General features: G+C 61.4%; 9 protein-coding genes. 3 read left to right on the forward strand and 6 right to left on the reverse strand.

What is annotated here, in order from left to right; translation table 11 throughout:
* Positions 1 to 270 precede the first annotated feature (270 nt).
* Entirely contained in the window at positions 271 to 2,586 is a 2,316-nt protein-coding gene (locus HHJ18_RS17235) for a hypothetical protein (RefSeq protein WP_296917107.1), read from the forward strand.
* Between the two features lie 104 nt (positions 2,587 to 2,690).
* Complete coding sequence (locus HHJ18_RS17240) at positions 2,691 to 3,815, forward strand: hypothetical protein (RefSeq protein WP_296917109.1); 1,125 nt, start codon at positions 2,691 to 2,693, stop codon at positions 3,813 to 3,815.
* Positions 3,816 to 3,845: 30 nt separating this feature from the next.
* Here the strand turns inward: HHJ18_RS17240 and HHJ18_RS17245 are convergent, their stop codons facing one another.
* A complete protein-coding gene (locus HHJ18_RS17245) occupies positions 3,846 to 5,141 on the reverse strand; it encodes an acetyl-CoA hydrolase/transferase C-terminal domain-containing protein (protein WP_296917110.1) in 1,296 nt (431 codons plus the stop codon).
* A 152-nt stretch (positions 5,142 to 5,293) separates the two neighbouring features.
* Here HHJ18_RS17245 and HHJ18_RS17250 point away from each other — a divergent pair, with 152 nt between their 5' ends.
* Positions 5,294 to 7,021, forward strand: coding sequence for an AarF/UbiB family protein (locus HHJ18_RS17250; RefSeq protein ID WP_296917112.1), 1,728 nt, complete (start codon positions 5,294 to 5,296; stop codon positions 7,019 to 7,021).
* A gap of 321 nt (positions 7,022 to 7,342) precedes the next feature.
* On the opposite strand, the gene HHJ18_RS17255 is transcribed toward HHJ18_RS17250, so the two are convergent.
* From HHJ18_RS17255 to HHJ18_RS17275, 5 genes are all read right to left on the reverse strand, one after another.
* On the reverse strand, positions 7,343 to 7,642 hold the full coding sequence (locus tag HHJ18_RS17255; RefSeq protein WP_296917114.1) for a hypothetical protein: 300 nt from the start codon (positions 7,640 to 7,642) through the stop codon (positions 7,343 to 7,345).
* A 13-nt stretch (positions 7,643 to 7,655) separates the two neighbouring features.
* Positions 7,656 to 7,910: a MoaD/ThiS family protein gene (locus HHJ18_RS17260; protein WP_296917116.1), complete on the reverse strand. Its 255-nt coding sequence runs from the start codon at positions 7,908 to 7,910 to the stop codon at positions 7,656 to 7,658.
* The gene (locus tag HHJ18_RS17265) at positions 7,907 to 9,196 is read right to left on the reverse strand and encodes an FAD-dependent oxidoreductase (RefSeq protein WP_296917118.1); all 1,290 of its coding nucleotides are present in this window, start codon (positions 9,194 to 9,196) and stop codon (positions 7,907 to 7,909) included. Before HHJ18_RS17265 ends, HHJ18_RS17260 begins: the two co-directional genes overlap by 4 nt.
* A 79-nt stretch (positions 9,197 to 9,275) precedes the next feature.
* Positions 9,276 to 11,123 (reverse strand): aldehyde ferredoxin oxidoreductase family protein, encoded by a 1,848-nt coding sequence (locus HHJ18_RS17270; RefSeq protein WP_296917120.1) that lies wholly within the window; start codon positions 11,121 to 11,123, stop codon positions 9,276 to 9,278.
* A gap of 20 nt (positions 11,124 to 11,143) precedes the next feature.
* Positions 11,144 to 11,620, reverse strand: a complete 477-nt coding sequence (locus HHJ18_RS17275; protein ID WP_296917122.1) for a 4Fe-4S dicluster domain-containing protein — start codon at positions 11,618 to 11,620, stop codon at positions 11,144 to 11,146.
* Positions 11,621 to 11,689 lie beyond the last annotated feature (69 nt).

The following is an 11,689-nucleotide window of genomic DNA, read 5'->3' on the forward strand; positions in this document are numbered from 1 at the left end:
AGCGGTATTGAAAGAAAAGCGCCTGCGAAATTCTTGGCGAAGTGGCAGCTTTCGCTCGCTGCGGCGGCAGGTTTTTTGGAATTTGACTCTAGTCGCCCTCATCGAAACGGAGATTTTCCCGCCACATCAAAACTATAAAAACTGATACTAATATTGGTCATATTCACAATAATCGGTAAACATTCTGAAACTTATTGACAATAATATTTCACTTTGAAACAATTACGTCGGTTTCTGTTTCACATTGACAGTATTTGAACAAGGGAAAAGATGGCACCGATTAAACGTATCGTCACATTGGCGGTGGCTGCAATGATTGCGGGTTGTGGTAGCGGCGGTGGTGGTGGCGATAGTGCCCCATTTGACGACAGTCTGACGATTCAGGGTGATGCCGTAAAAGGCCCGATATCCCAGGCCAACATCAGCCTGTACAAGACTGCTGCAGACGGTCAGCAGGGTGACTTGTTGAAAGAAACGACGTCCGACAGCAAAGGGCATTACAGCCTCACGGCGAAAGGGTACAGCGGCGTCGTGCTGCTGATCGCCAGCGCTGTGCCTGGCACCACGATGTTCGACGAAGCGACGGGGCAAACCATTGTTCCGGCGACGGGCTTCCGCTTGCGGGCCAGCTTCCCGGTTGAAAGCGGCAAGCCGCATAGTGCCCAGATCAACCCCTTCACCGATTTGGCGACGGCCACGGCGCTGGCGAAAACTGGAGGTCTTACTGCCACCAATGTGGACCAGGCCAACACCGACCTGGCCGCAGCGCTGACTTTTAACCCGTTGACAAGCGCAGCCACATTTGACGTAAACAACAAGCCCACCAATGCGCCAGCGGCCGCCCTGGCTGCAGTGTCGGACATGGCCTTGTCGGGCAGCCTAAATTGCGCCACAGGCGATCAGGCCGTCAAAGTTGCTTGCGTGACCACGGCGTTGTCGGCAAAAGGTCTGAGCGATACAGGCATGAAATCCGCCTTGCAAACCTCTATTAATCGAGTCAACGATTTCTATGGTCTGCCGGCCTTCACCATCACCGATTCTTCTGGAACGCCGCTTTCTGCCGCCACGCCGTTGGAGCAGGCCAAAGACTTCATGGGCACGCTGCGTAGCAACGCCAAGGCACTGGACGCAGCCGATCTGTCGCTGCAGACCGAACTGCAAAAAGTCGGCGACGACATCCGCGGCCGCACAGCGCCTCTGACCAGCGCCAACGTTGACGCGCTGAATGTGGCGCGCCTGGGCGCGGATTTCTGGAACGATGTGATCAAGGGCAATGCGCCGTTTGTGGTCACACAGCGTGTCTTCAATGGCTATGAGTACCCGGCAACCTGCAGCTTCTACAAAGATGCCAATTACACGGCGCCGGCAACCTCAAAAGCCGACGCCAATTACGTGGCCTGCCACACAGCCTTTCAACCTATTCTCGCGACCGATGCAAATGGTGAGTACAAGCGTTGCGTTGCCGTCGGCGAATGGTGTGACACGACCTGGACTTATCGTGTGAGCCTGCACCCTGACTTAGCCGACGCGAACAAGTTTACTGTTTACACCCAGACGCGGGAAACGAAATACACGGCCAAGACCTTCGCGCCGTCGGGATACGTCAATAACTGGGTTCCGAGCGAGATTAAGCATTACGGCGCGGCCTTCCCAGGCAATTTAGCCACGCTGGCCACGCAGCGCGACGGCAATGGCAAGATCACCGCGCTGAAATTGGCCGGCGAGCTTTCGCCCGCTTTCAGCATTACGCGCAACTGGACGTCCCGCTTCGACAGTGTTTTGAAGCGCTGGGTCTACAAACCCAACGTAGTGGCAACCTTACTCGGCGACAAGCACAATGTTGCACTGTCCGCAGCACTCACCAAGTTAGGTGAGTTGGACAAGCTGGCTGTCTCTGGTTCTATGGACCTGATCAAGGCAGGCGCGCTGGAATCCCGTATCGAGCTGGCCGAGGGCTCCTACCTGCAGGCCAAACCCGATGGCACGAGCGGCTACTCGGCGCAGGACGGCAGCCAGGAAATGTTGCTCAAGCTCAAAGGCAGCACAACTGGCAGCACCCTGGCAGGCGATTTGAAAATTAGCGCCTTCAAGCTGGACGCCTCGAGCACCAGCTATATCCCGACGCTGGTGTCTTTTGCCGGCAGCGTGCAGCGTAATGGTGTCAGTTTCTTTGAGGGCACGCTGACAGGCGAGGCACTCAACCACGCCAGTTTCAAGAGCAACGCCTCGCGCAGCGCCAGCAACGTGCAAATCATGCGAGCCGGTTTTGACGGCAAGGTCACGATTGCGAACCGCCCGGTGCTGAAAGTGAAGTTATCCGTTACTCAAAACGACACGGGCAGCGACGCGACGAACACCACGGCCCTCAACGGCCAGTATGCTCAGGGTTTGATCGTTATTAACATGACCGGCGCTGGCAGCGCAGCAGCAAATAGCATCACCTTGGAAAGCACACGCGGAGTCAAGCTGGTCATCGACAAGTCGAAGACGACTTATCCGCTGACGAAGAGCGGCCAGGTGGTGGGTGAGTATTCAACGCTCAACAACCGCATCACTTACACCGACAGCAGCTACGAACAGTTTTAAGCTCTGCTGACCGCTGTTTTTACTCACCTAACGCCCGCATCATGCGGGCGTTTTTTTGTGTCTTGAGTATGGAAAATCACCTTTTCAGAATTTCTTCCCTCTGCATGATTTCGGCGCTGTTCAGCCTGCCATCACTCGGGCAAGAACCGTCCTCCCGCAGGCCGGGGGTGACGCCGGCGCCCTGGACAATTAGCGCCACAGTAGGCGAGGAATCCATTGGTCAAGGCCTGCCGGTGCTGGCCCTGGACCTCCCCGACTGGCCCAGCTATCGCTCGCGGCAGGCCAGCAAGCCGCGCGCATCGCGCAGCATTTGGGCCGAACTGAATGCCACCCATCCCGGTGGCTGGCGCGTGGGAGCACTGGTACGCGCTGAGGCATGGCTGCAGGCCAGTCCCGATACCGTCACTTTAGCTGCGCTGGAGGCCACCAAAACCGACCCCGACATCAATTACAGCTATGACCTGAACGCCCGTGGCCAAAGCTGGCAGGGCCGGGGCATTCGACTGGGTACGCCCTGGCTGCAACTAGATGCGGCGCGGCGATGGCACTGGCAGGCGGATGCCCAGCTGTTGCGACTGCAGCAATTTAGAACAATCGACGTGTCAGGAAATATGGTTTACCGGGGCGGGGACGTGTACGACGTCAATGTGCAAACCCAGCGCTCCAATCCGGGCATCACCGGACCGTTCTTGCCCGCTTCCGGTCGTTCCGGTCTGGGATCGTCCCTGTCCCTGGCTCTGCAGGGCGAGCCAGCAGCACGATGGAAGTTGCAACTGCGCGCCGACGACCTTCTGTCGCGGCTGGCGTGGTCTGATCTGACCACCGACACTGCCACCCTGAACTCTCAGGTCATCAGCCGGGCTGCAGACGGTTCGTTAAATTATGGACCCCTGATCCAAGGTCAAAAGACCCTCACGCGCGTCTCAGGCCGGATCGGCGTGCACTGGCAGGCCAAGGCCAGCTGGGCTGCTTTCGAATCGAGCGGCCGGCCCGACGCGTTGACCCTGCGGGCCGATCGTAAGGCAGGGCTCAGTCAATACTGGCTGGGCTGGGACGGCGGCGATACAGGACGCAACAGGCCGCATTGGCGTCTCGAGATTGAGCCGCTACGACGCGCTGCCAGCGCGGGAGTGGTCTGGGGCGGCTGGCACGCGCTGCTGGCAAGTGATGGCAAAGGCACGGGCTCAGAGTTCAGATCCTGGAACATCGGCTGGGGAACCGATTTTTAATTCGCCCAGCCAAAACTGGGTGATTCCCCTTTAAAGCAGCTTCATCCTCTTCGCTGCTTCACGCAGCTCCCCCCTGAAGTCGGGGTGCGCAATCGATATCAAGGCTTCGCAGCGCTGGTGAGCGGTCTTGCCGCGCAGCTGGGCCACGCCGTATTCCGTCACCACATAGTTGATATCGTTCTTGCTGGTTGACATATGGGTGCCGGCGCATAGGGTGGGCACGATGCGGGAGATGGTGTCGTGCTTGGCGGTTGAGGGCAGGACGATAAAGGCTTTGCCGCCATTGGATCGATTGGCGGCACGCACGAAGTCGGTCTGCCCGCCAGTGCCGGAGTAAGGCGAAAAAGCCAGGCTTTCCGAGCCGCACTGGCCCATAAAGTCGATCTGCATGGTCGCGTTGATGGCGTGCAGGTTGTCGTTCTGGCCCGCCAGGTAGGGGTCGTTGGTGAAACCGACCGGGTGCATCTCGACGGCCGGGTTGCGGTGCAAAAATTCGTAGAGTTTTTTCGAGCCCAGCGCGAAGGTGGCCAGCATCTTGCCGGGCTGGTAGTTCTTTTTGCGGTTGGTGACCACGCCAGCATCCACCAGGCTCATGATGCCGTCGCCAATCATTTCGGTATGGATGCCCAGGTCGTGCTTGTCGGTCAGCTGCATCACCACCGCATCGGGGATGCCGCCGTAGCCGATCTGAAGCGTCGCGCCATCGGGAATCATGTCGGCCACGAACTTGCCGATGGCCTCCTGCACCGGGCCAATTTTGGGCAGGCCGACTTCTAGAAGCGCGTCCTTACTTTCGGTTAAAGCCGCCACCTGCGAGATATGGATGTGGCAGTTGCCGTTGGCAAAGGGCACGTTCGGGTTCACCTCCAGCACCACGGCGCGAGCTTGCTCTATCGCCGCCAGGGTGTAGTCAGGCGCCAGCGACAGAGAGAAATAACCGTGTTCGTCCATCGGCGATGCCATGGAAAACACGACGTCCGCGGGAATCAGCTTGCGCTTGAGCAGCTCCGGCAGTTCGGAAAAATTCGCCGGAATGTAGTCGACCCAGCCTTCCTGTCCGCCGGCGCGCGAGATGCCGCTGAAAAAATAGGCGATGTGCCGCACATGCTCGGTGGTTTCCGGGTCGAAATAATCGTACTTGCGCACCGGCAAAATTTGCGACACCCGCACATTGCGCAAACCCAGGCGTGCCGCCGACAGTGCCGTCAGCAGGGAGGGCGGCTCGCCGACGGCTGTGGGAACGACGATGGTGTCACCATTCATGACGACACCAATGGCATCGGCGGAGGACATGCGTTTTTGCTGGTACAGGGTTTGAACGGACATGGCAGCTTTCTCTTTGAGCTATTTTTAATAACTTTTGATGATCGCATGGCAGGCCGCCACCAAGCTGACGCGGGCTCCGGAGCCGGTTGGACCTGAGAATTGCCGGCGGCAAAACACCGCCGTTGCAGCATTGCGGCGGTTACCATTTGCCCATGCTGAAAGAGACTCTGGGCGCGGCGCGCGACATGGGACGCCTCAATGAAATTGCCGGCGTGCTGATTCGCCACGGCTTGGGCGACAGCGTGCGGCGCCTCGGCCTGGCCGACAAGCTGGAGCGTGCCGGCCATGCCATCCGCTGGGAGCATGTGGCCGACCTGGCGCGCATCGAGCCGCCGGTGCAGGTGCGCCTGGCGATGGAAGAGCTGGGCCCCACCTTTGTCAAGCTCGGGCAGATCCTGGCTGGCCGCGCCGACCTCTTCGGCCCCGAATGGATTGCCCAGTTCGAGCGCCTGCACAGCCAGGTGCCAGCGCTGCCACTGGACCAGCTGCGGTCGCAGTTGCGCGAAGACCTGGGCGGCGAGCCCGAAGCGGTGTTCGCGCGTTTTGATGTGGAGCCACTGGCCGCCGCGTCGATCGCGCAGGTGCACCGCGCGCAGCTGAAAGACGGCACCGAGGTTGTCGTCAAGATACGCCGCCCCGGCATCACCGAAGTGATCGAGGCCGACCTGCGCCTGCTGGCCCGCCTGGCCGCGCTGGCCGAGGCTGAGATGGCCGCGCTCAAGCCCTACCACCCGCAGCAGCTGGTGCGCGAGTTTGCCAAGTCGCTGCGGCGCGAGCTTGATCTGGCCGCCGAATGCCGCCACGCCGAGCGCATTGCCGCCAACCTGGTGGCCCTGCCGCACATCGTGATTCCGCGCGTGTATTGGGCGCACACCGGCGAGCGCGTCAATGTGCAGGACTATGTGGGCGGCAGTCACAGCGAACTCAGCGTTGCGGGCGGCCAGCTCGATCAGCTCACGGCCGAGGCCGGTTTTGACCGCCCCCTGCTGGCGCGGCGCGGCGCCCACGCGGTGCTCAAAATGATCGTCGAAGATGGCTTTTTTCACGCCGATCCGCACCCCGGCAATGTGTTTTACCTGAGCGGCAACCGCATTGCCTTTATCGACTTCGGCATGGTGGGCCGGCTTTCGGCGCGGCGCCGCGAAGAGCTGCTCGACTTACTGCTGGGCCTGGTGGAGCGCCAGCCGAAGGCCGTCGCCGAGGTGCTGCTCGACTGGACCGGCGACGAGCACGGGCTGAACCTGGCGCAGCTTGAAAACGAGATCGAAGCTTTTGTCGACCAGTACCACGGCACGCCGCTGGCGCAGCTCCACCTGGGCCAGATGCTGGCCGATATCAGCGTCATCTTGCGTGAGCACCACTTGGGTCTGCCGCCCGATCTGGCGCTGCTGATCAAGGCCTTCATCAGCCTGGAGGGCATGGGCCGCGGCCTGGACCCGGACTTTCACATGACCACCGAGGCGCTGCCGCTGCTGCGCCAGGTGGTGCGCGCTGGTTACCGGCCGCAGGTGTTGGCCGCGCGGGCCTGGCAGACGCTGCGCCGCACGCTGGCCGTCGCCGAGCAGCTGCCGCACGATGTCTCGCGCCTGCTGCGCAATGCACGGCGCGGCCGGCTGCAGGTCAGCATAGAACTGGCGCACCTCAAGCGCGTGGGCGACCAGATCGACCGCGCCGCGAATCGGCTGGCCATGGCGCTGGTGATTGCCGCGCTCATCATTGGCGCGTCCATCGTCATGACGGTCAAGGGTGGCCCCACGCTGTTCGGCCTGCCTGCCTTCGGCTTTTTGGGCTTTGGCGGCGCCGTGCTGGGCGGCTTGTGGCTGGTGCGCGCCATCTGGCGCAGCAGCCGAAGCCGCGGGCTGGATGACGCGGAGTCATAACACGCTATTGAATTGATAGCTACTCGCGCCCGTAAATATTGGGCTAGCGGTCTTTTTTATCGGTTTTTTTGCCCCCACCAATTGCAGCCAATAAAACCGTCTGCCTCCCCGGCTTAGCCCCTTCCCGCCTTTGGGGGAAGGTTGGCATGGGGGTTTCGACGATGGTGATTCAGGCCTGCAAGTCAATGAGAACGGGCGCGGCCAGCTACGAAATAGATAGCGTTACTCGAGCCAGCTCCGCGGCTCCATCCCAGCCGTCTCCCAATGGGGGAAGGGGCTATACCGATTCGGGGAAATCCCGCATGGCGTGGGCTGTTTTTTCTAGCCGCCACCGCGCTGCATGTAAAGGTCAAAGCGCTTCATGAAGGTGTAGCGCTGGGCCTCGTCCAGCCCGGCAAAGCGAAAGCACACCAGCAGGCGCGGCATGCGCAGCAACGCAATCACGCGCGCCTCGCCGGTTCGCCAGGTCAGGTCCAGCGTGCCGTCGCCAATGCGCACATCGGCTGCATGGGCCTGCAGCTTCCAATGCTGCGCGCCAATGGCATCGGGCAGCCACATCAGCCATTCGGCCTCGGTGCAGCCCATCTCGCGCTCAAAGTGTTCAGGGTAGAAGGCTTGCACTCAACGGCCCGCCTCAACCACCCGCGATAGGCGGCCAGATCGCCAGCACGTCGCCTTCCTTGAGCGTGTGCGTCAGGCGCTGCTCAGGCTGGATGTAGTGACCGTTGACCAGCACCAGATGCACCAGCCTGGGCGGCAGCCCAAACGGCTCGATGATCTGGCTGATGGGCGCGTCAGGCGCCACCTCCAGCTCGACGATGTTGCTGCGCCGCGCCGTCACCGGCAGGTAGTCGGTCAGCGTGGCAAACAGTTTAAAAGTGATTTTCATCGGCGCCGCTCGTCGGCCGCGCCGCTCCACTGGCCCTGCCCTTGGGCACTGGCCAGATAGGCCTGCATCAGCCGGGTCGGGTCTTTGGCCAGGATGTCTTTCCAGCGGCCCAGCGGCACGGCGCCTTCGACCAGCCCGCGCATCACGCCTACATGCTCGGTCCAGCCGACGCTGTTGCAGCCGACCAGCACGTCGCCCTTGAACTGCAGGCTCAGATGCCGGCCCTTGCCGCCGTCGGCCTGGCGCTCGGTCAGTTCGACCTGCTCGCCACCGGGCAGGCCTTGCCAGGTGCCAAAGCTGGCTGAAATCAGGCCCAGCGTATCGAGCACGTTGATCTGCGTCACGCCCTTCAGTTCGGTGCGCTGGCCCAGCATGTTGAGCGCGGCCACGCGCGCCTGTTCGGCCGCGTTGGGCTGAATGGCGCTGACGATGGTGGTGCCGCTGACCTTGTCAAAGGCTTCGGCGCAGTCGCCCGCTGCGTAAATGCCGGGCACGCTGGTTTGCAGGTACTCGTCGGTCAGCACGCCCTGCAGGCAGGTGATGCCGGAGTTTTCAAGAAACGCAATGTTGGGCTTGACGCCGGTGGCGCTGATGACCAGTTCGGCTTCGACGATTTGTCCGTTGGACAGGCGCACCTTTAACGGCGTGCCTGCCTCGATGGCTTCAACCCGGGTACCGGTAAACACCTGCACGCCCTGCGTTTCGCACCAGTCGCGAATCATGCCGCCAGCCACCGGGCCCATCATGCGCGGCACCATGCGGTCGCCCATCTCGACCACGCTGAGCTTGACGCCGCGCGCGGACAGCGCTTCCATGATGATGCAGCCGATGAAGCCCGCGCCCATCTGCAGCACGCGCGCGCCGGGCTGGGCCAGCGCCATAATGCTGCGCGCGTCTTCCAGCGTCCAGCAGGGATGCACGCCCGCGCTGTCCATGCCGGGAATCGGCGGGCGCACCGGCTGCGAGCCGGTGGCAACCAGCAGCCGGTCGTAGGTCAGCGTCTGGCCGTTCTCCAAGGCTATGCTTTTTGTAGCAATGTCGACTGACTTGGCGCGACTCTGGAGCTGGCTGATCTTCAAATCGGCATAGTGCGAGGCGCCCTTGCGCAGGTAAGTGCCGCGCTCGTCGATGTTGCCCATCAACAGGTAGGGAATCGCCATGCGTGAGTAAGGCGGCTCTACTTCGTCGCCGACCAGCGTGATGCGGTCGTCAGGCGCGTGCTTGCGCAGCGTTTCAGCGGCAATCACACCGGCGGGGCCTGCGCCCAGAATGACGTGGTGGGTCATGAATGGATCCTCCAAAAATAAAAAAAGGGGCAGACTTGCGCTCGCCCCTTCCCGCTGACCAACTCGCGTTAACGCTGCTTTACAGGCTCAAGCGTTCCCGCGTCGCGGCCGTCGGCACGCCTTCGCTGTCCCAGCCGCGCGCGGCGTAGTACTTGGGCAGCATTTCAGCCAGCATGTTGACCTTGCCCTTGGCCGGGCCGGTCTTGGCGGCCTCGGTCAGCAGGCGCTTGGGCAGCGAGTCGTCGGCCTTGGTAAAACCGGCAGCGTTGTTGAACTCGCGCTCCATGTTCCAGATACGCTCGCCGATTTTTTCGAGTTCTTCGGTGGTGTACTGTTCGCCGCAGGCCGCCTGCAGCTGCGGCGCCACATCGGCCAAGCCCCAGGCAAAGGAGGTGAATACGCAAATCCCGGCCGAGTCGAACACAGCGGTGGCATCCTGAAACGCCTTGACCAGCTCGGGCTTGCCTTCGTGCTCCAGCGGGTCGGTTTTGACCGGAATGCCCAGCACTTCCGAGGCAATCGTGTAGCCGCGCAAATGGCAGCCGCCCCGGTTGGAGGTGGCGTAAGCCAGGCCAATGCCCTGAATGGCACGGCCGTCGTAGGCCGGAAACTCCTGGCCCTTGGACGACATCGACAAATCCGGATGACCATATTTAGCCGTCAGGCGCTTGGAACCTTGGCCAATTTCCTTGCCAAAGCCACGGCTGTAAATGGTTTCCTCAACCAGAAAAGCCAGCGCCTTGGCCGAGCCGAATGGCGCCTCCATGCCGATCTGCTCTTTGCTCAACACGCCCATTTCGTACAGCTCCATCACCGCGCCTATGGTGGCGCCAAAGCTGATCGGGTCTATGCCCTCCTCGTTGCACAGCATGGTGCAGTACTGCAGGGTCTCCAGGTCCTTCACGCCGTTGGCGGCGCCCAGCGCCCAGGCCGCTTCGTATTCAAGCCCGCCATTGGCGCCCCAGTACTGGGGCTTGTTGGCCACGGTGAAATGGGTCTCGTCCATCTTGCTGATGCGCCCGCAGGCAATGGTGCAGCCAAAGCAGGCCTGGTTGGTTACCAGCTGCGCCTTGCCGTCGGTCGCGCGCGGCGTCGCCATGGCTTCGGCAGAAATATCCTTGGCGCTTTCAAACTGCACGTCCTGGTGATTGCGCGTTGGCAGCGCGCCCACTTCGTTGATGACGTTCATCAACACCTGCGTGCCAAAAGCCGGCAGGCCCTGGCCGGTGACGGCGTTGTCGTGCAGGATCTTTTTCTTCTCGTAGGTCACCTTCATGAAGGCCTTGGGATCGCGGACATTGCCGACGCCAATCGTGCCGCGCACCGCAATCGCTTTCAGGTTTTTGCTGCCCATGACGGTACCGACGCCGGAACGGCCGGCGGCGCGGTGCAGGTCGTTGACCACCGCCGCATACAGCACGCCGTTTTCACCGGCCTTGCCGATGCTGGAAACGCGCACCAGCGGATCCTGCAGGCCTTTCTTGATCATCGCCTCGGTTTCCCACACGCTCTTGCCCCACAGCCAAGCCGCGTCGCGCAACTCGGCCGTGTCGTCGTTGATGTAGAGGTAGACCGGCTTGGCCGACTTGCCCTCAAAAATCACCATGTCCCAGCCCGCCATTTTGAGCTCGGCGCCCCAGTAGCCGCCCGAGTTTGAGCAGGCAATGGCCCCCGTCAACGGGCTTTTGGTGATGACGGTGTAGCGCCCGCCGGTGGAGGCCATGGTGCCGGTCAGCGGCCCGGTGGCCCAGATGATCTTGTTGTCTGGCGACAGTGGATCGACTTTGGGGTCGACTTCTGACACCAGGTATTTGCTGCCCAGCCCGCGCGAGCCCAGGTAGGTCTGCGCCCAGTCCATGTTGAGGGGTTCGGACGTGACGGTGCCAGCCGTCAGATTAACGCGAAGGATTTTTTTGGCCCAAGACATAGTCGTTTCTCCTTAAGCGCTTACGCGGAAGTGGCTTGATTGCCAAGCTTGTCTGCCCATTGCTTCATCCGGTCCAGGCCGGTCCAGTTGGCGTCAATATAGGTGATGGCCTGGGTCGGGCAGGCCTCCACGCAGGCCGGCTCGCCACCGCACAGGTCGCACTTTTGCACCTTGCCGGTTTCCTGCACGTAGTTGATGGTGCCAAACGGGCAGGCGATGGTGCAGACCTTACAGCCAACGCAGGTGCTGTCGTTGACCACCTTGGCGCCTGTGAGTTTGTCGAGCGTGATGGCCTCGACCGGGCAGGCGTGCAGGCACCAGGCTTCGTCGCACTGGGTGCAGGTGTAGGGCACTTTCTTGCCGGTATCGTGAAAGTCAAATACCTTGATGCGCGACTTGGCGGGGGCAAAGACGCCATAGTTCTCGTAAGAACAAGCCATCTCGCACTGCAAACAGCCGGTGCATTTTTCCGGGTTGATGTGCAACACCTTTTGCATGCTGGTCTCCCTTTGATAACGGCACCCTGTGGACGCCTGGCCTATGAATGAAATTACTTAGGTATTGTT

Source organism: Polaromonas sp., assembly GCF_012927455.1.
In the GTDB taxonomy this organism is placed as follows: domain Bacteria; phylum Pseudomonadota; class Gammaproteobacteria; order Burkholderiales; family Burkholderiaceae_C; genus Polaromonas.

Coding starts and splice junctions, on each gene's coding strand:
- HHJ18_RS17235 (WP_296917107.1), top strand. CDS start 271: ATGGCACCGATTAAACGTATCGTCACATTGGCGGTGGCTGCAATGATT.
- HHJ18_RS17240 (WP_296917109.1), top strand. CDS start 2,691: ATGATTTCGGCGCTGTTCAGCCTGCCATCACTCGGGCAAGAACCGTCC.
- HHJ18_RS17245 (WP_296917110.1), bottom strand. CDS start 5,141: ATGTCCGTTCAAACCCTGTACCAGCAAAAACGCATGTCCTCCGCCGAT.
- HHJ18_RS17250 (WP_296917112.1), top strand. CDS start 5,294: ATGCTGAAAGAGACTCTGGGCGCGGCGCGCGACATGGGACGCCTCAAT.
- HHJ18_RS17260 (WP_296917116.1), bottom strand. CDS start 7,910: ATGAAAATCACTTTTAAACTGTTTGCCACGCTGACCGACTACCTGCCG.
- HHJ18_RS17265 (WP_296917118.1), bottom strand. CDS start 9,196: ATGACCCACCACGTCATTCTGGGCGCAGGCCCCGCCGGTGTGATTGCC.
- HHJ18_RS17270 (WP_296917120.1), bottom strand. CDS start 11,123: ATGTCTTGGGCCAAAAAAATCCTTCGCGTTAATCTGACGGCTGGCACC.
- HHJ18_RS17275 (WP_296917122.1), bottom strand. CDS start 11,620: ATGCAAAAGGTGTTGCACATCAACCCGGAAAAATGCACCGGCTGTTTG.